Genomic DNA, 25,522 nt, shown 5'->3' with positions numbered 1-25,522 from the left:
GGTCGCTGACCGGCCCTTCGGGGTCCGGCAGCGACCTGACGTCGTCCCCGGGGCGTCGGCGGTTCGGCCACCAGCACGACCGTTGCGCGCCTAGGGTGGCCGCAACCAGACCAACCACCACGAAAGGCAGGGAACGGGCGTGGCCACGAAGAAGGATCTGGTCGAGGCCCAGGCCTTCAGCCGTCGTCGGCTGACCACTGCCTTCGTCGCCGGCGCCCCCGGTGGCCGCGAGGTCGAACCCCAGCGACCGCTGCGGGCCATCGTCGGCGGCATCGCCGTCACCGTGCTGCTCGGCGTCGGTGGTCTCGTCACCGGGGCCCTCACCAAGCCTCTCCCCGACGGGTGGGACGACAACCACCTCGTCATCGCCGAGAACAGCGGGGCCCGGTACGTCGCGGTCAAGAAGACGCTCTACCCCGTCATCAACACGACCAGCGCCCGCCTGCTCATCCCTGCCGGCAGCTTCTCGGTCGTCACGGTCGACGACGACAAGATCGCCACGACGCCGCGCGGCCAGACCATCGGCATCCTCGGGGCGCCGGACTCGCTCACCCCGCCGGCCCGCCTCGCGCGCTCGGGCTGGGTGTCCTGCCTGGCGCAGGACGGCGCCACCAAGACCGTGGTGGGCCCCGGCGCCACGAGCACCCCCGCCACCAACGGCGCGGCGCTGGTCACCACGGCCGACGGACTGTTCGTCGTGACGGGGCGTTACCGCCTGCCCGTGTCCGGCAAGGACTCGGCCGCCGTGCTGCGCCAGCTGCGGCTGGACGCAGCCACACCGGTCCCGACCCCCGCTGCCTGGACGGCGCTGTTCCCGCAGGGACCGACGCTCGGGCCGCTGCGCGTGGACTCGGCAGGCAAGGCGCTGCCCGACCTGCCCCCCGGCGCCGTCGTCGGCTCGGTGCTCGCCGTCAAGGACTCGGGCGAGACCCCTCGTCGCTACGTCGTCACGCCGACCGGTGAGCTGGCGCTGCTGTCGCCGTTCGCCTACGCGCTCTACCAGATCGGCTCGGGACGCTCGCTCGGCGCGGACCTGCAGGTCACGCCGGCCGAGATCGCGGCACTGAAGACCACCGACCGCTCGATCGTGCCGTCGCAGTGGCCCGAGGACCTGCCCGCCCCGGTCGACGGTGAGGCCTGCGCCACGCTGACGTCCGGGCCCAGCACGCTGCCCACCACCGCGCTGAGCACCTCGTCCGCGATCCGCCCGACGGACGGTGCGGTGACCGAGGTCGCAGCCGGCTCGGGGGCCCTCGTGCGCGCCATCGGCGACAACATCGTCAACCGCGGCCCGGTGTTCGTCGTCGACGCGACGGCCACGGCCTACAGCGTGCAGGGCGGCAACGACGCGCTGTCCCGGCTGGGGTACTCCCCCGGTGACGTCGTGCCCGTCCCCCAGGCGTGGGTGGACCTGTTCCGCTCCGGTCCCACCCTGAGCGTGGCGGCGGCCCAGCAGGCCGTCACCACCGGCAAGCAGTGAACCGCACGCGGCTGGCTGCCGCCGTCGTCTCCGCGCTGCTCGGGAGCACGGCCCTCGTGACCGCAGCCGCCGCCCCTGCCGCCGCTGCCACCTGCGACAAGGACAAGACGACCTACGTCAACGAGGAGCCGCAGGCCCTGCAGCGGCTCAACGCCCGACTCGCCTGGACGCTCGCGACCGGCCGCGGTGTCACGGTGGCGGTCGTCGACTCCGGCGTCGAGGCCAGGAACGCCCACCTCGGGCCCGCCCTCACCGGCGGCAAGTCCTTCGTCCCGGACCTGGGGGCCCGCGGCGACGCCGTCGGCCACGGCACCGCCATCGCCGGCCAGATCGCCGCCCGCCCGGTCAAGGGGTCCGGCGTCATCGGGCTCGCCCCGGACGCCCGCATCCTGCCCGTCCGGGTCTTCTACGCCGACGACGAGCAGTCCCGCAGCGCCGGGGTCGGTCCCCGCCCGGACCGCATCGCCGCCGGCATCCGGCACGCCGCCGACCAGGGCGCCAAGATCATCAACGTCTCCATGAGCACGCCCTCCGACGACGCCCGGCTGCGCGACAGCGTCGCCTACGCGACGAAGAAGGGCTCGCTCGTGGTGGCCTCCGCCGGCAACCGCAACGTCTCCGAGAACAAGAACGACGGGCCCCGCTACCCCGCCGCCTACCCCCAGGCCGTCGCCGTCGCCGCGGTCGACACGTCGGACAACGTCGGTGAGGGGTCCATCCACGGACCGCACGTCGACGTCGCCGCCCCCGGCACCCGCATCCTGACCACCTTCTACGCCGCGGGTGACTGCCTGCTCGAGGAGGAGGCCGAGTCGACGAGCTTCGCGACGGCATACGTCAGCGCCACCGCCGCCCTGCTGGCGCAACGCTTTCCCGGCGAGGGTCCGGCGGGGTGGAAGCACCGGCTCGAGGCCACGGCGTCCCGCGACCAGCGCGACACCCGCAACGACTCCGCGGGGTGGGGACTGGTGCAGCCGTACGAGGCGCTGACCGCCCTCACCGACGGCAGCAGCAGCGGGCCGGTCGCTCCCGGCGCCACGAAGGCCCCGGTCGTCACGCCGCCCGCCGCGTCCATCGACCTCACCCCCGTGTCCGACCCGCGCGCCGGCGAGCGCACGGCCGCCACCTGGTGGTCGCTGCTCGGGGTCAGCGCGCTGGTCGCCCTGGCGCTCGGTGGCGTGCTGCGGCCCGGACGTCGTCGCTCGACCGCCTGAGCACGACAACCGGTTGGTCAGCGCGTGAGCCGGGATGGGAAGATCACGCCATGACCGACGCACCCTCCACGCCACGCGCTGCCGCCATCCCCGACAAGCCCTCCATCGACGGGCTCGAGGACACGTGGTCGCAGGTATGGCGCGAGCAGGGCACCTACACGTTCGACCGGGCCAAGGCGCTCGCCGGGCCTCGTGAGGCGATCTACGCGATCGACACCCCGCCCCCGACGGCCTCCGGGTCGCTGCACGTCGGACACGTCTTCTCCTACACGCACACCGACTGCATCGCGCGCTACAAGCGGATGACGGGCCTCGAGGTCTTCTACCCCATGGGCTGGGACGACAACGGCCTGCCGACCGAGCGCCGCGTCCAGAACTACTACGGAGTCCGCGGCGACGCGACGCTGCCCCACGACCCCGACTTCGTGCCGCCGCTGCAGGGCGCCGAGGGCAAGAGCGTCAAGGCCGCCGACCAGGTGCCGGTCTCGCGCCAGAACTTCATCGAGCTGTGCGACGTCCTGACGGTCAAGGACGAGGAGACCTTCGAGGCGCTCTGGCGCCGGCTCGGCCTCTCCGTCGACTGGGACGTCAACTACCGCACCATCGACGCCCACTCGCGGGCCACGGCCCAGCAGGCGTTCCTGCGCAACCTCGCCCGCGGCGAGGCGTACCAGTCCGAGGCCCCCGGCCTCTGGGACGTCACCTTCCAGACCGCCGTCGCCCAGGCCGAGCTCGAGGCGCGCGACTACCCCGGCCACTACCACCGCGTCGCGTTCCACCGCGAGGGCGGCGAGGTGGTCCACATCGAGACCACCCGGCCCGAGCTGATCCCGTCGGTCGTGGCCCTCATCGCCCACCCCGACGACGAGCGGTATGCCGCGTTGTTCGGGACCACGGTCACCTCACCCCTGTTCGGGGTCGAGGTGCCGGTCCTCGCCCACCCGCTCGCCGAGATGGACAAGGGCGCGGGCATCGCCATGTGCTGCACCTTCGGTGACCTCACCGACGTGCAGTGGTGGCGCGAGCTCGACCTGCCGACGCGCTCGGTGATCACCCGCAACGGCCGCATCCAGGCCGAGACGCCCGAGTGGATCACCTCCGAGCAGGGCCGGACGCTGTTCGCCGAGCTCGCCACGAAGACGACCTTCTCCGCGCGGGCCGCCGTCGTCGACGCCCTGCGCGAGTCGGGCGACCTCGACGGGGAGCCCAAGGCCACCCAGCGCAAGGCCAACTTCTTCGAGAAGGGCGACAAGCCGCTCGAGATCGTCACCTCGCGCCAGTGGTACATCCGCAACGGCGGGCGCGACGCGGCCCTCAACGCCGAGCTCATCGAGCGCGGTCGCGAGCTCGACTTCCACCCGACCTTCATGCGCACCCGCTACGAGAACTGGGTCGGGGGCCTCAACGGTGACTGGCTGATCAGCCGGCAGCGCTTCTTCGGCGTCCCGATCCCGGTCTGGTACCCCGTGGATGCCGCCGGCAACCCCGTCTGGGACCAGCCGATCTCGCCCGCCGAGGACCAGCTCCCCGTCGACCCCGCAGCCCAGGCGCCGCAGGGGTACGACGAGTCGCAGCGCGGTCAGGCCGGCGGCTTCGTGGGCGACCCCGACATCATGGACACCTGGGCGACCTCCTCGCTGTCCCCGCAGATCGCCCTCGGCTGGCGCGGTGACCCCGAGCTGTTCGACAAGGTCTTCCCCATGGACCTGCGTCCGCAGGGGCAGGACATCATCCGCACCTGGCTGTTCGCGACCGTGGTCCGCGCCCACCTCGAGCACGGCTCGCTGCCGTGGACCGGCGCCGCGATCAGCGGCTGGATCCTCGACCCGGACCGCAAGAAGATGAGCAAGTCCAAGGGCAACGCCGAGACGCCCGAGGACGTCGTGCGCCAGCACGGTGCCGATGCCGTCCGCTACTGGGCGGCCTCCGCCCGGCTCGGCACCGACGCGGCCTACGACACCGGTCAGATGAAGGTCGGTCGACGCCTCGCGATCAAGGTCCTCAACGCGAGCAAGTTCGCGCTCTCTTTTGGCGAAGCCGAAGCGGGTATCGGGAACAGTGGTGAGGTGGATGGCGACCTCGCTGCGGCAGTGACGAACCCGCTCGACAAGGCGGTGCTCGCCGAGCTGCGTGAGGTGGTCGCGAAGGCGACGGCCGGGTTCGAGGCCTACGACCACGCCAAGGCCCTCGAGACGACCGAGACGTTCTTCTGGACCTTCTGCGACGACTACCTCGAGCTCGTCAAGGACCGAGCCTACGGCGGCCAGGGCGACGAGGCCGCCGCCTCGGCCCGTGCTGCCCTGCGCATCGCCCTCGACGTCCAGCTGCGGCTCCTCGCGCCGTTCCTGCCCTACGTCACCGAAGAGGTCTGGTCCTGGTGGCACGAGGGCTCGGTCCACCGCGCCCCGTGGCCGACGACGGACGACGTCGCGGCCGGCGAAGGTGGTGAGCGCGCGCTGCTCACGGCCGTCGGAGAGGCCCTCGCCGGGGTCCGCAAGGCCAAGTCGGAGGCCAAGGTCGGCATGCGTGCCGAGGTCGCCTCCATCACCCTGGCCGGTCCCGGCGACTGGGTGGCCCGCGTCCGGCAGGGCGAGGCCGACCTCAGCGCCGCTGGTCGCATCACCGCGACGCCGACCTACGCCGAGGCCGAGACCCCCGAGGTCCGCGACGCCGAGCTCATCCCGGTGGAGAAGCGATAGGCCTGGGCCCTGCGCAGCCCGTCGGGCTGGACGGCGACCCACGGGACGTCCCAGCCCGACAGGCCCAGGGCCCGCCCGGCGAACCGTGACTCGTCGAGCAGGGTGACCCGGCCGGTCGCGGGGTCGTAGACGTCCAGGACCCGGTCGCCGTCGCCGGGCAGGACGAGGGTGACGTGACGGGGCAGGGTCGCGCTGCCGATGTAGAGCAGCGCCGGCTCCCCCTCCGACACGACGTCGAGCAGCCGTGCGTGCGCGGTCCGCAGCCCCGCGGTGGTGAGCTGGCGCACCATACGGAGCTCGTAGGTGGTGCCGGTGCGGGCCGCACCGAACTCGAGCTCCTTGCGCGCCCCCCAGGGCGGGGTGCCGAGGGCCCGGGGCCACGGCAGGTTGAGCCGGCGCCCACCGGCGAAGAGCTGGTTGGTGCGGGCCATGACGACGCGCTCGTATGCGGCGAAGCGCTCCTGCTCGGTCGCCCCCGCCGGCGCGTCACCGCGCGGCCCCTCACCCGTGGTGATCCACCGCGCGAAGGCCGGGTTGACGAGCATCCGGGCCACGGTCAGGCAGGCCGAGCCGCACGTCACGGGGCTCTGCTGCACCGGCCCTGTGTCCCCGCTGCTCAACCGGTACCCGATGGCCATGGGCCCATCCTGTCCGGTCGGCCCGGTGCCGTCCACCATCGAAGGTCGAGGACCCCGACCCGGGTCAGGTGACGTCGTCACGCCGCCCCGCCTGGGCGAGCAGGCGCGTCTGGGGCGGTGCCCACGTCGGCACCTCCGGCGGTGCCGCGAACCGGATCGGGCGGTCCTCGTCGGTGATGTGGTCACGCGCCCACGGCCACAGGTCCATGGCCAGCGTCGGCGGGATGGGGCGGTCGAGGCCGAGCGCCATGGCCACGTCCCAGCCGTGCAGGGCGATCTCCAACGCACCCACGGCACCGAGGGTCTCCCGAGCCAGGTCCGCCGGACCGAGGCGGACCGTGTCCTGCGCCGGCGGCAGCCACTGCGCGACCAGCCCGCAGGCGCGTTGCCGGATGCTCACGAGCAGGCTCCGGGCGTCGGACGCTCCGGCGACCGGGGCCAGCGAGAGCGACGGCGACCGGGCCGCCTCCCCCATCGCCGCCAACGAGTCGTCCATGTGCACGAGCAGGTCGAGCAGCGTCCAGCCCGCGCAGGGGGTCGCACGCCCGAGGGCCTCGGGCGTCACCTGCGCGAGGCAGCCACGGGTGTAGCCGACAGCGCGGTCGAGCAGCTCGACCGCGCGCGGGGTCGGCGGGCTGGCTCCGGGCAGCGACATGGCGTCGAGCGGCTCAGCGCGCGAGGTGGTCGGCGGGCAGGCTGGCCGGCAGGCCGAACCGTGCGAAGAGGTCGACGTCGAAGAACGCCGCGACGTGCTCCACCTTGGTCCCGCGCAGCGTCAGCACCTGCAGGTGGAACGGCGCGAACGTGCCGTCGGGCTGACGCATGTAGAGGCCGAAGGCCGGCTGGCCGTTCGCCGTGGTGGCGACCATCGGCATGTCGTTGACCCCGCCGGGGCACTGGGTGTCGATGAGCTTCCCGATCGCCTCCGGCCCGGAGTACCAGCCGGTGAAGGGAGGCATCTCCCACACCGCGTCGGCGGTGAGCATCCCCACGATGGCCGCGATGTCCTTGTCCCAGAACGCTTTCACGTACCGGTCCAGCATCGCCTGCTTGTCGGCGTCGAGCGTCGTGTCGAGGGTGTCCTGGCTCAGGTCGGCCTTCGACAACTGCGCGTGGGCACGCTGGAGCGCGCTGTTCACCGCGGCCTCCGTCGTGTCCATGGCGGTGGCGACCTCGGACGCCTTCCAGCGCAGGACGTCACGCAGGATGAGCACGGCCCGCTGACGCGCCGGCAGGTGCTGGAGCGCGGCGACGAAGGCGAGCCGGATGCTCTCGCGCTGTCCCACGATGCTCGCGGGGTCGCTGGCCTCGCCCGCGACCATGGGGTCCGGGGCCGGCTCGAGCCACGAGATCTCGGTCGAGGAGGCGAGGGCGTCACCGGGCTCGCTGGCCGGGGCGCCGAGACCGGTGGGCAGCGGCCGCCGGTCCTTGCCCTCGAGTGCGGTCAGGCAGACGTTCGTGGCGATGCGGTAGAGCCAGGTGCGCACCGACGAACGACCCTCGAACCCGTCGTAGGAGCGCCAGGCGCGCAGGTAGGTCTCCTGCACGAGGTCCTCGGCGTCGTGGATCGACCCGGTCATCCGGTAGCAGTGCGCGGTGAGCTCGCGGCGGTAGCCGTCGGCCAGCGCCGGGAACTCACCCGCCGGAGCCACCGGCGCCGCAGTGCCACCGTCGCTGGGTGCCTGGGTGTCGCTCGCCTGGGTCATAGGGGTCCTCCTGGTTCGCCGCTGCGCTGCTCGACCCACCCTAGGCACAGGGGGGTCGTACCAGGACAGACCCGGACCCGCGCGAGAACTCATCGGTGGGTAACGAAACGTCCGCGATTTTGCCCCCGGAGGCCCCGCCGCCGCCCGGAACTGCCTAGGGTCGTGCACCGTGACCAGGCGCGGGTGGGGACTGCTGGGCGGGGGCGTCGTGACCCTGCTCCTCGCTGCCTGGGTGTCGGCGACCGGACCGGTGGCGATCTTCGCCCGCCGCGACCTCACCGACTCGGGGGCCAGGGCCCGCGGCATCGACTACGGGGTCGACTCCGGGACGTCGGAGGGCCAGAAGCTGTCCAGCCTGAGCCCCAGCGCCGCACAGCCCTTCCTCGTCGACCTGGTCTCGTGGGCCGCCAAGGTCCTCCTGGCGCTCGTCGCCCTGGCGCTGCTCGTCGCGGTCGTCCGCGAGCTGCGCCGGTGGTGGGCCGCACGGGAGGCCCCTCAGCAGGACCTCGACGACGCCGTGGTCGTCCCCGAGGTCCTGCTGAGGGGCGCCCGTGAGGGTGAGGAGCTGCTCGCCACCGGCTCCCCGGCGAACGCCGTCGTCGCCGCGTGGGTGGCCCTGGAGTCCGCGGTCCGCAGCATCGGCGTCCGCGACGACGCGACCCGGACCTCCGAGGAGCTCGTCACCGCGGTGCTGCGCTCCTATGCCGTCGACCGGTCACCGCTCGACGCCCTCGCCGCCCTCTACCGCGAGGCCCGCTTCTCCACCCACCCCATCGGCGAGGAGATGCGCGACCGCGCGCGCGAGGCCCTGCAGCAGGTGCAGGTCGAGCTGCGACGGGCCACCCCCAAGGTGCAGCACCCCGAGACCAGCAGCGGTGCGACGTCCCGGTCGGCCGCAGGTCGCTCACGATGAGACGTCTCGCCGCCCTCGACACGACCCGGCAGATCGCTCTCGCCGCCGTGGTCCTCCTCCTGCTCGGCGTGGTGACCATCGCCGTCCCGGTGCTGCGCAGCCCTGGGCTGCTCATCGCGTCCGCCGCCCTCATCGCCGTGATCGCGGTCGTGTGGCAGTGGTTGTGGCAGTCCCGCGGTGCGACCGACTGGACGCACACCTTCGTGGCACCCCCGGTGACCCGGGGCGCAGACCTGCGCATCGCCCGCATCACCGGCGACGTCCGGGCCGCGGCGGGCGGGGACCCGCAGGCTGGGACTCGCCTGCACGCGACGCTGACCTCCCTCGCGGAGGACCGGCTGCGGCTGCGTCGCGGGCTGTCCCTCACCGCCGATCCCGAGGAGTCGCGGGCCGCGCTGGGCCCCGAGCTCACGGCATACCTGACCCAACCCCCGCCAGCCCGCCTCCCCAGCGACCGGCTCGCGGCGTTCACCACCACCCTGGAGGAGATCTGAGTGACCCAGCCCGTGACGCAGCAGGCGCCCCTGACGCTCGAGGAGGTCTCGGCGCGCGCCGATGCCATCCTCACCGAGGTCGAACGGGCCGTCGTCGGCAAGCGCCGCAGCCTCGAGATCGTCCTGGCCGGGGTGCTCGCCGGCGGACACGTCCTCATGGAGGACTTCCCGGGGCTCGGCAAGACCCTCGCGGCGCGGTCGTTCGCCCAGGCCCTCGGGCTGGACTTCGCCCGGGCCCAGTTCACGCCGGACCTGCTCCCGAGCGACCTGACGGGGTCCTTCCTCTACGACCAGCGCACCCATGAGTTCGCGTTCCGCAAGGGCCCGCTGTTCACCGGCCTGCTGCTCGCCGACGAGATCAACCGCACGCCCCCCAAGACGCAGTCGGCCCTCCTCGAGGCGATGCAGGAGGGACAGGTGACGGTCGAGGGCGAGACGTTCGCGCTCCCGCGGCCCTTCCACGTGCTGGCCACGGCCAATCCCGTGGAGTACGAGGGCACCTATCCGCTGCCCGAGGCCCAGCTCGACCGCTTCCTCCTGCGCGTCAGCTTCGGCTACCCGACCGCCGCCGAGGAGTGGGACGTCCTCCAGCGTCGCATGTCTCGCCGCCAGGAGGCGCAGGAGGTCACCCGGGTCATCGACGCCACCGGGCTGCTCCAGATGCAGGCGGCCGTGGAGACGGTGACGGTCGACGAGGGGGTCGGCCAGTACTGCGTGCGGCTCGCGGCCGCGACGCGCAGCCACCAGAGCCTGCTCATGGGTGCCTCGCCCCGAGGCTCCCTCGCGCTGCTGCTCACGTCCCGCGCGTATGCCGTGCTGCGCGGCCGCGACTACGTCACCCCCGAGGACGTCAAGGCCGTCGCGCACGCCTGCCTCGACCACCGCGTGACCGTGCGCCCCGAGCTGTGGATGAACGACGTGTCCGCAGCCAGCGTCGTCACGGCCGTGCTGTCGTCGGTCCCGACCCCTGCCGCGACCACCGCCGGCTCGCCCCGGACGGGCTTCGAGCGCCCGTGAGCGCAGCGCAGGACACCACGATCGGGGGCCGACGCCTCGTCGGTCGCTGGCGGGTCACGCCTGCCCACGTCCGCTCCCTGGGGCTGGGCCTGCTCCTGCTCGCCGTCGGTGTCGTGCTGCGCCGGCCTGACGCCGTGGTGCTCGGCGCGCCGCTGCTGCTCGTCGCGCTCTGGGCCAGCGCGCGGCGCCCGTCGTCGGACCCGGTCGTCCACGCAGCGCTGGGGCACCCGCTGCTGCGCGAAGGGCAAGCCACGACGTGGCGGGCCAGCCTGGCACCGCACGCCGAGGTCGAGGAGATGGGGCTCACCGTGCTCCCCACCGCGTTCACGACGTACTCCCCCGGGTCCCGCTCGCTGGCAGCTGCACCGGGAGGTGACGACCCGACCACCCTGGACCTGGTCTGCCGCAGCACCCGCTGGGGTCACCGCCCCCTTGGCCCGGCCACGATCGCGCTGACCAGTCCCCTCGGTGCGTTCCGCTGGGAACCCGAACCGGTGACGCTCCCGGCGATCCCCACCGTCCCGCTCCCCGACACCTTCACCGCCCGGGTCGCCGTCCCCCGACCGGACGGCCTCATCGGCCAGAACCGTTCGCACCACCCCGGCGACGGCGGAGAGCTCGACCAGATCAGGCCGTTCCGCTTCGGGGACCGGCTGCGCCGTGTGCACTGGCCCGTCTCGGTGCGGACCGGCGAGCTGCACGTGACCGCCACCCATGCCGACCAGGACAGCGAGATCCTGCTCCTCGTCGACGCCATGCACGACATCGGTCGCAGCGACAGCCTGGGCGGGTCGAGCAGCAGCCTCGACAACGCCGTGCGTGCCGCCGGCGCCATCGCCGAGCACTACCTGCGAGCCGGTGACCGTGTCGGGCTGCTGGTCCTCGGCGCGCGTGACCTGCCCCCGGTGTCCGCCGCGGCCGGGCAGCACCACCTGCGCCGCGTCCTCGACGCGCTGGCCCGGACGACGGTGGCCGACGGCACCGTCAGCGACGAGAAGCGCCTGCGTTCCCAGCTGCGCCACCACGTCTCGGCCGGGACCCTGGCCGTCGTCCTGACCCCGGCCGTCTCCCCCGAGGTCCTCGCCCACGCGGTCGGGCTGTCCCGGCGCGGGATCTCGGTTGTCGCGGTCGACACGCTGCCCGCCCACCTCGCGACGGCCGACATCCCGCTCGAGCGCCTCGCCGAGGTGTCCGCCACCACCGCCGACCAGCCCGTGGAGACCCGACTCGCGTGGCGGCTGCGGCTGCTCGAACGGGGCCGCGAGATGGCTCGCGCCCAGGAGGCGGGCGTCCCGATCGTCCCGTGGGCGGGCCCGGGCACCCTCGACCTCGTCCTGCGGGACCTCGGCCGGCGATCGCGGTCCCCCCGGGTGGTGACGCGGTGAGCGCCGCCGAGACCACCCACGCCACCTCGGCTGCCCCGCCCCGGGGCGGGACCCGGTCCGGTGCCTCGGTGTCGCGCGCCCTCGGCCTCTCGCCGTCCCAGCTCGGCCTGCGTGCGGCGCTCGTCGCCGCCTCGGTGGCCCTCGTGGCCCTCACCCTAGTGGCAGCGCCGCACGGGCTCGTCGTCGGTGCCGTGGTGCTCGTGGTGCTCAGCGGCTGGGCCGCGCTGCGACCCGAGTCCGCCGGGTCCGGGCTGCTCGTGGCGGGTCTCGCGCTGCACTGGGTGGGCACCGTGCCGGTCCCGGCGACCACCGGTGCCTGGCTGCGGCTGCTGGGCGCTGCCCTGCTGCTGCTCGTGGTCCACCTCACCGCTGCGCTGGCAGCGAGCCTGCCACCGGCCGCGCCGGTGCCGGCGGCGAGCCTGCGCCGCTGGTCGCGCCGTGCCGCCACCGTCGCGGTGGGCACCGTGCCGCTGTGGGCGCTCGCCCTCGGCGCGGACCGGGCGCGGGCCGCCGGCGACATCACGCTCAGCTACGCAGCCATCGGTACGTCAGCGGTGCTGGCCCTGGCGATCTGGCTGCTGTCCCGCGACGCCCGCCGCTGAGCGGGGGCCCTGCTGCGCAGGCGTGCCCAGGGCGCGCTCCGCGTCGGCGTGCCGCGGGCGCGTGCCGCGGGCGCGTGCCGCGTGGGCGTGCCGTGGGCACGTGCCGCGTGGGCCGCGTGGGCGTGCCGTGCGGGAGCCTCGACGACGAAGGGACCCCACCGGTGGTGGGGTCCCTTCGTCGAGGACGTGTGGCGCCCGGGACGCCGAGGCTCAGGCGGAACGCTTCCGGGTGCGCTTGGGCTCCTCGTCGCGACGCACGATGGTCGGCAGGACGTTGTCCTCCACGACCTCCTTGGTGACCACCACGCGGGAGATGCCCTCGTCGCTCGGGACGTCGAACATCACCGGCATGAGCACCTCCTCCATGATGGCGCGCAGGCCACGGGCGCCCGTGCCGCGCTTCAGGGCGGAGTCGGCGATCGCCTGGAGCGCGTCGTCGGTGAACTCAAGCTCGACCCCGTCGATCTCGAACATCTTCTTGTACTGCTTGACCAGCGCGTTGCGCGGCTCGGACAAGATCGTCACGAGGGCGGCCTGGTCCAGCGGACTGACCGTGGTGATGACGGGCAGTCGACCGATGAACTCGGGGATGAGCCCGAACTTCATCAGGTCCTCGGGCATCACCTCGTGGATCGACTCGGCGAGGTCCTTCGGCGTGTGCAGCTCTGAGCCGAAGCCGAGGCCCTTCTTGCCGTTGCGCGACTCGATGAGCTTCTCCAGGCCGGCGAACGCACCGCCCACGATGAACAGCACGTTCGTCGTGTCGATCTGGATGAACTCCTGGTGCGGGTGCTTGCGCCCACCCTGCGGCGGGACGGAGGCCGTCGTGCCCTCGAGGATCTTGAGGAGGGCCTGCTGGACGCCCTCACCCGAGACGTCGCGCGTGATCGAGGGGTTCTCGCTCTTGCGGGCGATCTTGTCGACCTCGTCGATGTAGATGATGCCCGTCTCGGCCTTCTTGACGTCGTAGTCGGCGGCCTGGATGAGCTTGAGGAGGATGTTCTCGACGTCCTCGCCGACGTAGCCGGCCTCGGTCAGGGCCGTCGCGTCGGCGATGGCGAACGGCACGTTGAGCATGCGGGCCAAGGTCTGGGCGAGGTAGGTCTTGCCGCAGCCGGTCGGGCCGATGAGCAGGATGTTCGACTTGGCGATGTCGACGGACTCGACGTCCTTCTTGGCGGTCGCCTCACCGGCCTGGATGCGCTTGTAGTGGTTGTAGACCGCGACGGCGAGCGCCTTCTTCGCGACGTCCTGGCCGACCACGTAGTTCTCGAGGAAGCCGAAGATCTCCTTGGGCTTGGGCAGCTCGTCCAGGCCCAGCTCGGAGGACTCGGCGAGCTCCTCCTCGATGATCTCGTTGCAGAGGTCGATGCACTCGTCGCAGATGTAGACCCCGGGGCCGGCGATGAGCTTCTTGACCTGCTTCTGGCTCTTGCCGCAGAACGAGCACTTCAGCAGGTCGCCGCTCTCTCCCATGCGTGCCACTCGCGGTCCTCCGGTCTGTCCGTGCGAAACACTGCCCAGTGCGAGCAGCAACGGTCCGACGCTACAACGCCGCGTGCACCCGTGGCTCCATTGAAACCGCCGAGTCGGCCTCCCGTCGCCCTTGTCCGCTGAGGGCGGACAACTCTCCGAGTTGGTGGTCCCCCGTGGCCGCCGGTATCCTCGGAGCACGAGGGGAGTACTTCCCACAGTCCGTCCGGTCAGTACGAGCATCCCATGGTGCTCCCGGGCGGCGCCGCATTTCTCAGGCGGTGAAGGAGACCTCGGACGGCTAGCCATGAGGTCTTGATGCCTTCGTTCTCCTCCCCTTCCTTCGTCCACGCCGCGGCCGACCCCGCCGCGGTCGAGTCCATCGGCACCCCGATGCTGTGGGCGGTGAGCATCGGTGCCGTCGTCGCCCTCGTGGTGATGGACTTCCTGCTCACCCGCCGCCCGCACGAGGTCTCCATGAAGGAGGCCCTCGGCTGGTCCGCGTTCTACATCGCGCTGCCCGTCGCCTTCGGTGGCTACATCTGGTCCCAGCACGGCAGCACGATCGGCGTGGAGTACTACACCGGCTACCTCGTCGAGAAGTCGCTGTCGGTCGACAACCTGTTCGTCTTCATGCTCCTGCTCGCCGCCTTCGCGGTGCCCAAGGAGCTCCAGCAGCGCGTGCTGCTCATCGGTGTGGTCGGTGCGCTGGCGCTGCGCGGTGTGTTCATCGCCCTGGGCGCCCAGATGCTCAAGACCTTCGACTGGACCTTCCTGCTGTTCGGCGTGATCCTGCTCGTCACCGGTCTCAAGCTGCTCAAGGACGCCGTCCAGGGCAACGACCACGAGATCGACATCGACAAGATGCGCACCGTCCGGATCCTGCGCAAGTTCATGCCGGTCAAGGACGAGTACCACTCCACCGCGATGACGGTCCGGGAGAACGGCCGGCGCGCCCTGACCCCGCTGGCCCTGGTCACCGTGGCCATCCTGGCCACGGACATCGTCTTCGCCGTCGACTCGGTCCCGGCGGTCTACGGCATCACCGGCGACCCCTACCTCGTTTTCGCGACGAACGCCTTCGCCCTGCTCGGCCTGCGCGCCCTGTACTTCGTCCTCGAGGGTGCCCTGTCCCGCCTGGTCCACCTCGGCTACGGCCTCGCCGCGATCCTGGGCTTCATCGGCGTCAAGCTGGTCCTGCACTGGGCGCACGGCGTGTGGCCGTCCACCCCGGAGATCCCGACCCTCGTCTCGCTGGGCGTGATCGTCGGCATCCTCGCCGTCGTCACCGCCACCAGCCTCGCCGCCACCCGTGGTGACCAGGCCGACGAGCACGGTGGGCCCGACGGTGCCGCACGGACCGACCCGGACGCGGAGCGCGCCGAGGTCCACTGACGCACCAGGCACCACCACCGACAACAGGTATGCCGCCCGCTCTGGTGAGCGGGCGGCATACCTGTGCGTGGTGCGGGGTGGAGGTCAGTCCTCCAGGGTGCCCTTGCGGGAGCCGAGGACCTCGTCGATGAGGCCGTACTCCTTGGCCTCCTGCGCGGACAGGATCTTGTCGCGCTCGATGTCGTTGCGGACCTGCTCGACGGAGCGGCCGGAGTTCTCCGCCCAGGTCTCCTCGAGCCAGGTGCGCATGCGCAGCACCTCGTTGGCCTGGATCTCGATGTCGGACGCCTGGCCACCCATGCCACCCTCGAGGGCCGGCTGGTGGATGAGGATCCGCGCGTTCGGGAGCGCGAAGCGCTTGCCCTTGGCACCGGCCGACAGCAGCACCGCGGCGGCCGAGGCCGCCTGCCCGATGACGAACGTCTGCACGTCGGGGCGGATGTACTGCATCGTGTCGTAGATCGCGGTCATCGCCGTGAACGAGCCACCGGGGCTGTTGATGTACATGAGGATGTCGCGGTCGGGGTCCTGCGACTCCAGCACGATGAGCTGGGCGATGACGTCGTCCGCGGACGCGTCGTCGACCTGCACGCCGAGGAAGATGATGCGGTCCTCGAAGAGCTTCGTGTAGGGGTCGAGGCGCTTCATGCCGTAGGAGGTGCGCTCCTCGAACTGCGGCAGGATGTAGCGGCTCGACGGAGCCGGGACCTGGAGCCCGCCGTGCATGGCGGGGTTGGTGTTGTAGTTCATCTGTCCGTCCCTCACTTGTCCCCGGAGACCGGGTTGTCGTCGCCGCCACGGCTGCCGGCCTGGGCTGCGCTGCTGAACACGTGGTCGACGAAGCCGTACTCCTTGGCCTCCTCGGCGCTGAACCAGCGGTCGCGGTCGGAGTCGCGCTCGATCTGGTCGATCGACTGGCCGGTGTGCTCGGCGATCAGCTCGGCCATCTGCTTCTTGACGTAGAGCATCTGCTCGGCCTGGATCTTGATGTCCGACGCCGTGCCACCGATGCCACCCGACGGCTGGTGCATCATGACGCGGGCGTGCGGGGTGGCGTAGCGTTTGCCGTGGGTGCCGGCGGAGAGCAGGAACTGGCCCATCGAGGCCGCCATGCCCATGGCCACCGTGGCCACGTCGTTGGGGATCCACTTCATCGTGTCGTAGATCGCCATGCCCGCGGAGATCGATCCGCCGGGGCTGTTGATGTAGAGCCAGATGTCCTTGCTGGGGTCCTCGGCGGCGAGCAGCAGCAGCTGCGCGCAGATCGCGTTCGCGTTGTCGTCGCGGACGTCCGAGCCGAGGAAGATGATCCGCTCCTTGAGCAGACGGTTGTAGATGTGGTCGTCCAGACCACCCTGCGGCCGCTCAGCTGCGGCGACGATCTCTTGTGGCGTGCTCACCATGTCTCCATCGCTCGGGATTGTGCTTGTCAGTGACCCTAACGCGGAGGTGGTGGGCGGAAGTCCCCGATCCCCCGGATGTTCGCCCTGAGCGCACTGGCCTGCGTATGGCGTCCACCCAGCGGGCGCCGTACGGACCGGTCAGGAGCGGGTCGCAGCCTCGCGCTCCACGGCCGCCGCCTGCGGTTCGCGGGTGGCCGGGATGACGAGCATCGCCGCGGCCACCATGACCGTCACGGCCATCAGGGCCTTGAGGACGGTGAAGTGGTCGCCGAGGAAGCCCAGCATCGGCGGTCCTGCGATGAACGCGGTGTAGCCGATCGTCGCGACCACGGACATCCGGGCGGCGGCCCGTGCCGGGTCGTCGGCCGAGGCGCTCATGCCCACGGGGAAGCCGAGCGAGGCGCCGACGCCCCAGACGGCGGTGCCGAGGTAGGCGACCCAGACGTTCCCGAAGATCACCATGAGCGAGCCGATGGCGGCCATGGCGAAGGTGACCTGGAGGACGGGCACCCGGCCGTACTGGTCGAGCAGTCGCGTGCCGACGAGGCGTCCGACGGTCATGAAGGACAGGAAGGAGGCGAAGGCCAGCACGCCGGCCCACGCGGGCAGGTCGTGGCCCTCGACGAAACCGACGGCGATCCAGTCGTTGGCGGTGCCCTCGGTGAAGGCGGCCGCGAGGACGACCAGGCCGATCATGAGGGTCCGCGGCTCGAGCCACGCCGACTTCGGCTTGACCGGGGTGGTGCCGTCCTCGGAGACCGACTCCTCGTCGGAGACCTCGACCTCGCGCGGCAGGAACGACCTGAGGGCCCACACGCCGAGCGCCGCGGAGACGACGATCGCGATGAGGAAGTGCACGAGCAGCGGCACGCTGCCCCACGACATCCCCGCACCGATGAGGGCGCTGAGGACGGTGCCACCGGAGAACGCCGCGTGGAAGTGCGGCATCACGGTCTTGCCGAGCAGGCGCTCGACGGCCGCGCCCTCGAGGTTCATCGCCACGTCCCACAGGCCGACACCCATGCCGACGAGGTAGAGGCCGGCGGCCATCACCCAGCGGGACTGCAGGACGTCCACGGCGAACGCGACGAGCAGCAGGCCGGCGAAACCGAGCACCATGCCGACGACGATGGTGCGCGCGGCACCGATCCTGCCCGCCACGCGGCCGGCCGACGGCAGAGCAGTGAGCGACCCGGCCGAGGCGGCGAACAGGGTCAGGCCGAGCTCGCCTGCCGTCAGCCCCAGCTCGGCCTTGCTGTCGGCGATGCGCGAGGCGAAGGAGGCGAAGGTGACGCCGGCCAGGGCGAAGACGATGAAGACGGCGTTGCGTGCGGCGGCGACACGGGTGCGGTCGAGGGTGGTGGAGTGGTTCACGGCGTCTTCCTGCGCAGCGCGCGGGTGGGGGTCTGGTGGCGCCTGGAGCGCATCGAAACGATTCGATCGAATCGTTTCGATAGTGTGTCGCCCATGACAGCTCCTCGTCAACCTCGGGCGACCCTGCGCGCCGTGGCCCAGGCCGCCGGGGTGTCCACCTCCACCGCGTCCCTGGCCTTCAGCGGCAAGGGACCCGTGGCGGCCGAGACGGTGGCCCGCGTCCTGGCCGCAGCGGCCGAGCTCGGCTACACCGGGCCGGACCCCCTGGCCTCCTCCCTGCGCCACGGTCGCTCCGGCGTGGTCGGGGTGATCGTCGAGGGACGGCTGCTGCACGCGTTCCGCGACCCGTTCGCGGTGAGCGTCCTGGACGGGCTGTCCCAGGTCCTCGACGAGATCCCGGCCGGGATGCTCCTCATCGCCCAGCACGCCGGCGCCCCCGAGAAGGCCATCCCCCAGCTGTCCGCCACCGCCCTGGACGCCGTGGTCTTCTCGCTCTGCGGCCCCGACGACAACCCGGCGGTCGAGCACCTGGCCGCCCGCGGCATACCGATGCTGGGCGACGGCTCCCCCGCACACCCGCAGGTGGTCCAGCTCGCGCTGGACAACCGTGGAGCCAGCACCGCCGTGTCACGCCACGTCCACGAGCTCGGCCACCGCCGGGTGGCCCACCTGATGATGCCGCTGCGCCCCGACAACCCGACCGGGCTGGTGGACCGCAGCGCCCTGGACGGGGCGACCTTCGCCGACAGCCGGGACCGCGCCCTGGGGTTCCTCGACGTGCACGACCTCGGCGAGGAGGCGCACGGACGGCTCGCCGTGACGTCGCTCCCCGACGTCGAGCAGGGGGCCATCGCGGCGCGCCTGCTGCTGGACCGACCGTCGGCGGAGCGCCCGACCGCCGTCGTGGCCCAGTCGGACCTGCTCGCCATGGGTGTCGTCCGCGCCGCGGGCGAGCTGGGTCTGCGTGTGCCCGAGGACCTCAGCGTCACGGGCTTCGACGGTGTGGAGCTCCCGTGGTTCGCCGGGACCCTGACCACCGTGGACCAGCACGGCGAGCACAAGGGGCGCCGGCTCGGTGAGCTGTTGCGCCGGCTGCTCGACGGCGAGCGCCCCGAGGACGAGGTCGCGCCGGTGACGCTGCGCCTCGGCACCACCACGATGCCCCCGCCCGCCTGAGGCGGACGGGGCTGACGGGCACCGGGGCCCGCACCGGCCCAGGGGGGACCGGTCGGCGACCCGCAACGGCCAGGGGGACCGTCACGGGTGGTTCACAGGGAGCTCGCGCCGCGCGTCCGTAGGGGCGGCGGCCGGGCCCGGAGGGTCAGGCGTCGATCGTGGCGCTCCGGGGGGCGGGGCCGTCGTTGCCGTCGGACGAGGAACCCGCCGTCAGCGGCTCGGGCACCAGGGCCGGCTCCGCGACGAGGGTCAGCGTGATGTAGCGGCCGTTGGCGTCGATGGTCAGGGCACCCTCGAACTCGAGGTAGCTGTCGTTCGCGGCCACGTGGTGGGCCTCCCACTGCGCATCCAGCGCCGCGACGCCCCACAGCCGCTCGACGCCCACCCCGGCCTCCCAGGGTGCGACGTCGTCGGCGCACCGGCACACCCCGATGATCATCTTGTCGACGTCGTCGGTGCGCCCGAGCTCGACCTCCGCGAACAGGCGGCTGCCGCGCAGCCCCTTCTCCAGGGTGCCTTGGAGCGCGGCGACGTAACCGTCGTCGGCCGGGTTGGCGTTCTCCTGAACCGCCTGGCGCAGCTTGTGGAAGGAGGCCATGTCCATGGGACAAGACTCAGGGGCGCAGCCTCATCCGCGATCCCGCAAATGACGTATGCCGTGTCCCGACCTGCGGGACACGGCATACGTTTGCGTGCGGTTGGCGGTCGTTGACCGCCGGGAGGGTCAGTGGTTGTGGCCCTCGTGGTCGTGCTCGTGGTCGTGACCCTCGTGGCCGGACTCGGCGAGCTCGGAGGCGACGTCGGTCGCGGTGACCTCGCTCAGGTCGATCTCGGCACCGGCGGTGTCGACGACCTTGGCCTGCTCGAGGACGTTGGCCAGCGCCTTGCGACGGGCGACCTCGGCGACCATGGCGGGCACCTGGCCCTGCTGGTCGATGGCCTGGGCGAACTGGTTCGGGTCCATGCCGTACTGCTGGGCCGACATGACGAGGTACTCGATGAGCTCGGGCTGCTCGACCTTGACGTCGGTCTTCTCGGCGATGGCGTCGAGAAGGAACTGGGCCTTGAGCGCCTTGCGGGTGCTCTCGTCGACCTCGGCGCGGTGCTCGTCGTCCTCGAGGCGGTTCTCGCCCTCGAGGTGGGCGTTGACCTCGGCCTCGACGATGCTGTCGGGGATCGGGATCTCGATGGTCTCGAGGAGGTGCTCGAGCACCTTGTCGCGGGCCTGGACGCCCTGCTCGAACTTCTTGGCCTGCTCGGCCTGCTTGGTCACGTCGGCACGCAGCTCCTGCAGCGTGTCGAACTCGGACGCGAGCTGGGCGAAGTCGTCGTCGAGCGACGGGAGCTCGCGGACCTTGACCGACTGGACCGTCACGGTGACGTCGGCGTTCTCGCCCTCGCGGTCGCCACCGGCGAGCGGGGCCGAGAAGTTCTTGGTCTCGCCGGCGGTCATGCCGACGAGCGCGTCGTCCATGCCGTCGAGCATGTTGGCGGAGCCGACCTCGTAGGAGATGCCCTTGACCGAGTCGATCTCCTCGTCGCCGATGGAGGCGTCGAGGTCGATGGAGACGAAGTCGCCGGTCTCGACCGCGCGCTCGACACCCTTGAGGGTGCCGAACCGCTCCTGCAGCGCGATGAGGCGCTCCTCGACGTCCTCGTCGGACGCCTTGGCCTCGTCGACCTCGACGGTGATGGCGCTGAAGTCCTCGGGCAGCGCGACCTCGGGACGCACGTCGACCTCGACGGTGAACTTGAGGTCCTGGCCCTCCTCGGCGGGGACCTCGGTCACGTCGACCTCGGGCTGGCCGATCGGGCGGACCTTGTTCTCCTCGACGGCCTGGCCGTAGAACTGCGGGAGGGCCTCGTTGACGGCCTCCTGCAGGACGGCGCCGCGGCCGACCCGCTGGTCGATGATCCGGCTGGGGACCTTGCCCTTGCGGAAGCCGGGCACCTGGATCTGCGAGCCGATGGTCGCGTAGGCCGCGTCGAGGCTGGGCTTGAGCTCCTCGAACGGCACCTCGACGGTCAGCTTGACCCGGGTCGGGTTGAGGGTCTCGACGGCACTCTTCACTGCGGGGTACTCCAGGTTCAGGTGGGGAACGGGCGGGGCAACGAGAAAGGCCCTGCGCACCGGCGTGGGCGCGCGCGGACCCGAAGGGCCATGGTAGCCGGTGAGCGACCCCCGACCGAACCGAGCCTCGGGGCGCCCGCAGCGACCACGACATCTGTCACGGATGTGGGCAAAGTCTTGGGCTCGTGACCGTCATTTCTGGGTCAGGTGCTCCGGGCGGTGACGGATGTCATGGGTGGGGGCGGGGTTCGCCGTGAGAGTCCGGGGAGGGACGGCAGCCGCCGCCCTCCCCCCACACAGGAGAACCACGCATGCGCAAGCAGATCCTCGCCGTCGCCCTCGCGGCGTCGGCCTCGCTGGGGCTCGCCGCGACGACGGTCACCACCGCGTCCGCCGCCCCATCGGCACGCAGCCACGCCACCCGTGTCTGCGCCACCCCCTCCTCCCCCACGGTCGCCGCGTGCTCGGCGCTCAAGCTGGTCGACGGCTCGGGTACCGCCGTCAGCCCGGCCGGCAAGCCGGTCACGCCGCAGGCGATCTCCGGCAAGACCCCGGCCGACATCCAGAGCGCCTACAAGGTGGCCGGGCTGTCCGCCGGCGGCCGCACCGTCGCCATCGTCGACGCCTACGGGTACCCCAACGCCGAGCGCGACCTCGGGATCTACCGCAGCCAGTGGGGCCTGTCCTCCTGCACCACGGCGAACGGCTGCCTGCGCGTCATCAACCAGTCCGGCGGCACCTCGCTCCCACGCTTCAACGCCGGCTGGGCCGGCGAGCAGGCCCTCGACCTCGATGCCGTCTCCGCGACCTGCCCGTCGTGCAAGATCGTCCTCGTCCAGGCCAACAGCGCCAGCCTCGCCGACCTCGGCGCCGCGGTGAACACCGCCGCCCAGCAGCCCGGCGTCGCCGCGATCTCCAACAGCTACGGCGGTGGTGACCTCGCCGACAGCTCGTACGGCGCGGCCTACAACCACCCCGGGATCGCCGTCACCGCCTCGACCGGCGACAACGGCTACCAGGGCGGCAGCTTCCCCGCCTCGTCGCACTACGTCACCGCTGTCGGCGGCACCTCGCTCTACAAGGACACCAGCACCCGTGGCTGGAACGAGTCCGCGTGGAGCGGCGCCGGTTCCGGCTGCACCACCCTCAACGCGGCCCCGGCCGGGCAGACCTCGGCCATGACCGCCTGCAGCGGCCGCGCCATCGCGGACGTCTCCGCGGTCGCCGACCCCAACACCGGCCTGGCCACCTACGCCCCCACCACGCAGAGCTCGTCGTCGTGGGCGCAGTACGGCGGCACCAGCCTGTCGGCCCCGATCGTCGCCGCGGTCTATGCCCTGAGCGGCAACACCACGGGGTACGCCAACACCCTCCCGTACGCCAACCAGGCCGGGCTGTTCGACGTGACCTCCGGCTCCAACGGCACCTGCGCCTCCTGGTGCACGGCCAAGTCCGGCTGGGACGGCCCGACCGGCCTCGGCACCCCGAACGGCACCTCCGCGTTCTGACCGACCCGATCGCGCGACCTCGCGCACTCCGGAACGACCCCGCACGCCTGTCAGGTGTGCGGGGTCGTCCTGGTCGTGCGACGTCGACCTCCACCGGAGGAAGCGCTCGGCACGGGTGCCACACCGGCGCTGGAGGGGCGACCGCCAGCGGTCCCGCCTAGGTTTGCACCATGAGCAGCGAGCAGCAGCCCCTGGAGTTCGACGTCGTCGTCATCGGAGCGGGTCCGGTGGGCGAGAACGCCGCCGACCGTGCCCACAAGGCCGGCCTCACCGTCGCGATCGTGGAGAAGCACCTCGTCGGTGGTGAGTGCAGCTTCTACGCCTGCTCCCCCAGCAAGGCCCTGCTGCGGCCCATCCACGCGACCCGTGCCTCCCAGCGCGTGCAGGGGTCGGAGGGGGCACACCTCGACGCCCAGGGCGTGCTCGACCGCCGGGACGCCTGGATCAACAAGCTCGACGACAGCGGCCAGGTCGGCTGGCTCGACCACGTCGGCATCACGCTCCTGCGCGGCGAGGGCGTGCTCACCGGCACCCGGACCCTCGAGGTCGACGGCCGGGAGGTCGTCGCCCGCCAGGCCGTGATCCTGGCGACCGGGACCACCCCCGCCATCCCGCCGATCCCCGGCCTGCGGGACGCGAAGCCCTGGACGAACCGCGAGGCCACCACGACCCGGCGCATCCCGGAGCGCCTCGCCGTGCTCGGTGGCGGGGTCGTGGCCTGCGAGCTGGCCCAGGTGTTCCAGGCCCTCGGGTCGGCCGTCACCATCGTCGAGCAGGCCCCCGGCCTCCTCGGGCGCAACGAGGAGTTCGCCGGCACGGCCGTCAAGGAGGCGCTCGAGCGCGACGGCGTCGACGTCCGCACCGACACCAAGGCCGTCGAGGTCTCCCGCCTCGGCCCGACCGGCGAGGTGACCGTCCACCTCGAGGGTGGTGCCACGGTCGTGGCCGACGAGCTGCTCGTCGCGGTGGGCCGCACCCCGGCGACGAAGGGGCTGGGCCTGGAGGCGGTCGGCGCGGAGCTCACCGACGCCGGCTACGTCTCGGTCACCGACCAGATGGAGGTCAAGGGGCTCGACGACCAGTCCCCGTGGCTGTATGCCGTCGGCGACGTCAACGGGCTCGCGCTCCTCACCCACATGGGCAAGTACCAGGCCCGCGCCTGCGGTGACCTCGTCGGCGCTCGCGCCGCCCACCGGGAGCCGGAGCCCGGGAAGACGACGCCGTGGGCCGGCGACCTCGGTTCGCCGCAGGTGGTCTTCACCGACCCCGAGGTCGCGGCGGCAGGGCTGACCGAGGCCCAGGCGCGCGAGCGCGGCCTGAACATCCGGGTCGTGGACCTGCCGATGGACAAGGCCTCCGGGTCGGGGCTGCAGGCCGAGGGCTACCAGGGCCAGGCCCGCATCGTCGTCGACGAGGATGCGGGCGTGCTCGTCGGGGCGACCTTCGTCGGCCAGGACGTAGCCGACCTCATCCACCCCGCCACCATCGCCATCGTCGGCAAGATCCCGCTGACCACGCTGTGGCACGCGGTCCCGTCCTACCCGACCATGAGCGAGATCTGGCTGCGCCTGCTGGAGGAGTACGGCCTCTGAGGAGGCGACGTCAAAGGCCGCAAATATGCGTCATCGGTACCACCCACGGCGCGGGTCGCGCGGGTAGCGTCCGCTGGCGAGCCCCCACGAGGGGAATGTCTGCGAAGGGAACCACCATGCGCGTCCGTACCCCGTTGCGCCTCGGCGTGCTCGCCGCTGCCGCGGTGCTGCTGTTCGGCACCGGCTCGGCCAGCTCGGTCAGCGCCTCGCCCACCCGGACGTCCGGGTCGGCCGGCGTCGAGGCCTGCCTGTCCGACACCAGCGGCGCCCGCGTCATGAAGGGGGCGACGGCCAAGGAGCCCGAGCTCTACTCCAAGAACGAGGCCAACGCCTACGGCGTGCTCAAGAACCTCCCGACGCTCGCCGACGGCAGCGTCCGCATCCCCACCGTGTTCCACATGGTCGGCAAGGACGAGTTCACCGCGGCGGAGAAGCAGCGGTGGAACACGCTCATCGCCGCCCAGATGAAGGTCCTCAACGACTCGTACTCCGGTGCCACCGCGGGCGACGCGGCCGACACCCCGTTCCGGTTCGACCTCAAGCAGACCACCTGGACGGTCAACCCCGCCTGGTACACCGTGGTTCCCGGCAAGAACGAGCGCGACATGAAGCAGGCGCTCTACACCGGCGACGCGCGGACGCTCAACGTCTACGCGGCCGACATCGGCGGCGGCCTGCTCGGCTGGGCCTACTTCCCCAAGGGCTACAACAACGGTCGTGACTTCATCGACGGTGTCGTCATGCTCGACGAGTCGATGCCGGGCGGCACGGCCGGCAAGTACGCCCTCGGCGACACGCTCACCCACGAGGTCGGCCACTGGCTCATGCTCGAGCACACCTTCGCCCACGGCTGCGCGGCCTCCGGCGACTACGTGGCCGACACCCCCCGCGAGGCCATGCCGCAGTTCGACTGCCCGACCGGCGCCGACACCTGCACCGCACCCGGGCTCGACCCGATCCACAACTTCATGGACTACACGCAGGACTCCTGCATGAACATGTTCACCCAGGGTCAGGCCGACCGGATGAGCGACGCGTGGCGCCAGTTCCGGGCCGGCGGCGGCAAGAGCTGACCGACGCCCACCAGCACGCCCCAGCGGCACGACGAAGGGCCCCACCGGTCGGTGGGGCCCTTCTGCTGAGCGGGCGACGAGAATCGAACTCGCGTAGCTAGTTTGGAAGACTAGGGCTCTACCATTGAGCTACGCCCGCACGGATGCGTGCAGCCCCTCGCGAGTGCTGCTGATCCGAGGCGTTAGCCTAATGCCCGCGATCGCGTGAGCCGAAATCGGCTCGCCGTCCACGGGGTATGGCGCAGCGTGGTAGCGCGTCCGCTTTGGGAGCGGAAGGCCGCCGGTTCGAATCCGGCTACCCCGACAGCC

Annotated in this window: 22 protein-coding genes and 2 tRNA genes; 14 read left to right on the top strand and 10 right to left on the bottom strand. The window is 71.9% G+C overall.

Annotated elements, in window-relative coordinates; all coding sequences use genetic code 11:
- Nucleotides 1–139: 139 nt before the first annotated feature.
- From eccB to valS, 3 genes are read left to right on the top strand one after another with little or no spacing between them, the layout of a single operon-like run.
- Nucleotides 140–1,480 carry a type VII secretion protein EccB gene (eccB, locus tag ABD286_RS15150; protein ID WP_344194961.1) on the top strand — a complete coding sequence of 447 codons (1,341 nt, stop codon included), beginning with the start codon at nucleotides 140–142 and terminating at the stop codon, nucleotides 1,478–1,480.
- Entirely contained in the window at nucleotides 1,477–2,694 is a 1,218-nt protein-coding gene (locus ABD286_RS15145) for a S8 family serine peptidase (RefSeq protein WP_344194959.1), read from the top strand. Before eccB ends, ABD286_RS15145 begins: the two co-directional genes overlap by 4 nt.
- A 50-nt stretch (nucleotides 2,695–2,744) precedes the next feature.
- Nucleotides 2,745–5,393 carry a valine--tRNA ligase gene (gene valS, locus ABD286_RS15140; RefSeq protein WP_344194957.1) on the top strand — a complete coding sequence of 883 codons (2,649 nt, stop codon included), beginning with the start codon at nucleotides 2,745–2,747 and terminating at the stop codon, nucleotides 5,391–5,393.
- On the opposite strand, the gene ABD286_RS15135 is transcribed toward valS, so the two are convergent.
- The 3 genes from ABD286_RS15135 to ABD286_RS15125 all read right to left on the bottom strand — a co-directional run bounded on the left by ABD286_RS15135 (nucleotide 5,330) and on the right by ABD286_RS15125 (nucleotide 7,737).
- Nucleotides 5,330–6,031 carry a hypothetical protein gene (locus tag ABD286_RS15135; protein WP_344194955.1) on the bottom strand — a complete coding sequence of 234 codons (702 nt, stop codon included), beginning with the start codon at nucleotides 6,029–6,031 and terminating at the stop codon, nucleotides 5,330–5,332. The two genes, valS and ABD286_RS15135, sit on opposite strands and share 64 nt — an antisense overlap.
- A 64-nt stretch (nucleotides 6,032–6,095) precedes the next feature.
- On the bottom strand, nucleotides 6,096–6,686 hold the full coding sequence (locus ABD286_RS15130; protein WP_344194953.1) for a maleylpyruvate isomerase family mycothiol-dependent enzyme: 591 nt from the start codon (nucleotides 6,684–6,686) through the stop codon (nucleotides 6,096–6,098).
- A 13-nt stretch (nucleotides 6,687–6,699) separates the two neighbouring features.
- Nucleotides 6,700–7,737, bottom strand: a complete 1,038-nt coding sequence (locus ABD286_RS15125; protein ID WP_344194951.1) for a sigma-70 family RNA polymerase sigma factor — start codon at nucleotides 7,735–7,737, stop codon at nucleotides 6,700–6,702.
- Nucleotides 7,738–7,906: 169 nt separating this feature from the next.
- On the opposite strand from ABD286_RS15125, the gene ABD286_RS15120 reads away from it, so the two are divergent.
- The 5 genes from ABD286_RS15120 to ABD286_RS15100 are packed head-to-tail and all read left to right on the top strand — an operon-like array spanning nucleotide 7,907 to nucleotide 12,148.
- Nucleotides 7,907–8,650, top strand: a complete 744-nt coding sequence (locus ABD286_RS15120; RefSeq protein ID WP_344194949.1) for a DUF4129 domain-containing protein — start codon at nucleotides 7,907–7,909, stop codon at nucleotides 8,648–8,650.
- On the top strand, nucleotides 8,647–9,144 hold the full coding sequence (locus ABD286_RS15115) for a hypothetical protein (protein WP_344194947.1): 498 nt from the start codon (nucleotides 8,647–8,649) through the stop codon (nucleotides 9,142–9,144). The genes ABD286_RS15120 and ABD286_RS15115 overlap by 4 nt, the downstream gene beginning before the upstream one ends.
- Nucleotides 9,145–10,161, top strand: a complete 1,017-nt coding sequence (locus ABD286_RS15110; RefSeq protein WP_425565404.1) for an AAA family ATPase — start codon at nucleotides 9,145–9,147, stop codon at nucleotides 10,159–10,161.
- Entirely contained in the window at nucleotides 10,158–11,546 is a 1,389-nt protein-coding gene (locus tag ABD286_RS15105; protein ID WP_344194945.1) for a DUF58 domain-containing protein, read from the top strand. Before ABD286_RS15110 ends, ABD286_RS15105 begins: the two co-directional genes overlap by 4 nt.
- Entirely contained in the window at nucleotides 11,543–12,148 is a 606-nt protein-coding gene (locus ABD286_RS15100; RefSeq protein ID WP_344194943.1) for a hypothetical protein, read from the top strand. Before ABD286_RS15105 ends, ABD286_RS15100 begins: the two co-directional genes overlap by 4 nt.
- Before the next feature lie 210 nt (nucleotides 12,149–12,358).
- Here the strand turns inward: ABD286_RS15100 and clpX are convergent, their stop codons facing one another.
- Nucleotides 12,359–13,633, bottom strand: a complete 1,275-nt coding sequence (clpX, locus tag ABD286_RS15095; protein ID WP_344194941.1) for an ATP-dependent Clp protease ATP-binding subunit ClpX — start codon at nucleotides 13,631–13,633, stop codon at nucleotides 12,359–12,361.
- 306 nt (nucleotides 13,634–13,939) lie between these two features.
- Here clpX and ABD286_RS15090 point away from each other — a divergent pair, with 306 nt between their 5' ends.
- Complete coding sequence (locus tag ABD286_RS15090) at nucleotides 13,940–15,016, top strand: TerC family protein (protein WP_344194939.1); 1,077 nt, start codon at nucleotides 13,940–13,942, stop codon at nucleotides 15,014–15,016.
- An 84-nt stretch (nucleotides 15,017–15,100) separates the two neighbouring features.
- On the opposite strand, the gene ABD286_RS15085 is transcribed toward ABD286_RS15090, so the two are convergent.
- The 3 genes from ABD286_RS15085 to ABD286_RS15075 form a co-directional block, all read right to left on the bottom strand.
- Nucleotides 15,101–15,766 (bottom strand): ATP-dependent Clp protease proteolytic subunit, encoded by a 666-nt coding sequence (locus ABD286_RS15085; RefSeq protein WP_344194937.1) that lies wholly within the window; start codon nucleotides 15,764–15,766, stop codon nucleotides 15,101–15,103.
- A gap of 11 nt (nucleotides 15,767–15,777) precedes the next feature.
- The gene (locus tag ABD286_RS15080) at nucleotides 15,778–16,419 is read right to left on the bottom strand and encodes an ATP-dependent Clp protease proteolytic subunit (RefSeq protein WP_425565403.1); all 642 of its coding nucleotides are present in this window, start codon (nucleotides 16,417–16,419) and stop codon (nucleotides 15,778–15,780) included.
- A gap of 138 nt (nucleotides 16,420–16,557) precedes the next feature.
- Nucleotides 16,558–17,793 carry an MFS transporter gene (locus ABD286_RS15075; protein WP_344194933.1) on the bottom strand — a complete coding sequence of 412 codons (1,236 nt, stop codon included), beginning with the start codon at nucleotides 17,791–17,793 and terminating at the stop codon, nucleotides 16,558–16,560.
- Between the two features lie 93 nt (nucleotides 17,794–17,886).
- Between ABD286_RS15075 and ABD286_RS15070 the strand changes: the two genes are divergently transcribed.
- Complete coding sequence (locus ABD286_RS15070) at nucleotides 17,887–18,969, top strand: LacI family DNA-binding transcriptional regulator (protein ID WP_344194931.1); 1,083 nt, start codon at nucleotides 17,887–17,889, stop codon at nucleotides 18,967–18,969.
- Between the two features lie 145 nt (nucleotides 18,970–19,114).
- On the opposite strand, the gene ABD286_RS15065 is transcribed toward ABD286_RS15070, so the two are convergent.
- Both ABD286_RS15065 and tig read right to left on the bottom strand, forming a co-directional pair.
- A complete protein-coding gene (locus ABD286_RS15065; protein WP_344194929.1) occupies nucleotides 19,115–19,573 on the bottom strand; it encodes a hypothetical protein in 459 nt (152 codons plus the stop codon).
- A 120-nt stretch (nucleotides 19,574–19,693) separates the two neighbouring features.
- Nucleotides 19,694–21,040, bottom strand: coding sequence for a trigger factor (tig, locus tag ABD286_RS15060; protein ID WP_344194927.1), 1,347 nt, complete (start codon nucleotides 21,038–21,040; stop codon nucleotides 19,694–19,696).
- A gap of 311 nt (nucleotides 21,041–21,351) precedes the next feature.
- Between tig and ABD286_RS15055 the strand changes: the two genes are divergently transcribed.
- The 3 genes from ABD286_RS15055 to ABD286_RS15045 all read left to right on the top strand — a co-directional run bounded on the left by ABD286_RS15055 (nucleotide 21,352) and on the right by ABD286_RS15045 (nucleotide 25,213).
- On the top strand, nucleotides 21,352–22,548 hold the full coding sequence (locus ABD286_RS15055) for a S53 family peptidase (protein WP_344194925.1): 1,197 nt from the start codon (nucleotides 21,352–21,354) through the stop codon (nucleotides 22,546–22,548).
- Between the two features lie 170 nt (nucleotides 22,549–22,718).
- The gene (locus ABD286_RS15050; protein ID WP_344194923.1) at nucleotides 22,719–24,140 is read left to right on the top strand and encodes a dihydrolipoyl dehydrogenase family protein; all 1,422 of its coding nucleotides are present in this window, start codon (nucleotides 22,719–22,721) and stop codon (nucleotides 24,138–24,140) included.
- A 116-nt stretch (nucleotides 24,141–24,256) separates the two neighbouring features.
- Complete coding sequence (locus tag ABD286_RS15045; RefSeq protein WP_344194921.1) at nucleotides 24,257–25,213, top strand: zinc metalloprotease; 957 nt, start codon at nucleotides 24,257–24,259, stop codon at nucleotides 25,211–25,213.
- Nucleotides 25,214–25,281: 68 nt separating this feature from the next.
- Here the strand turns inward: ABD286_RS15045 and ABD286_RS15040 are convergent.
- Nucleotides 25,282–25,352, bottom strand: a tRNA-Gly gene (locus ABD286_RS15040).
- 91 nt (nucleotides 25,353–25,443) lie between these two features.
- Between ABD286_RS15040 and ABD286_RS15035 the strand changes: the two genes are divergently transcribed.
- A tRNA-Pro gene (locus ABD286_RS15035) sits at nucleotides 25,444–25,517 on the top strand.
- The last annotated feature ends 5 nt before the right edge of the window (nucleotides 25,518–25,522 follow it).

It is taken from the genome of Pedococcus aerophilus, from assembly GCF_039532215.1.
GTDB lineage: Bacteria > Actinomycetota > Actinomycetes > Actinomycetales > Dermatophilaceae > Pedococcus > Pedococcus aerophilus.
The sequence above is the reverse complement of the archived record's forward strand: the minus strand, read 5'-3'. Positions and strand labels throughout refer to the sequence as shown.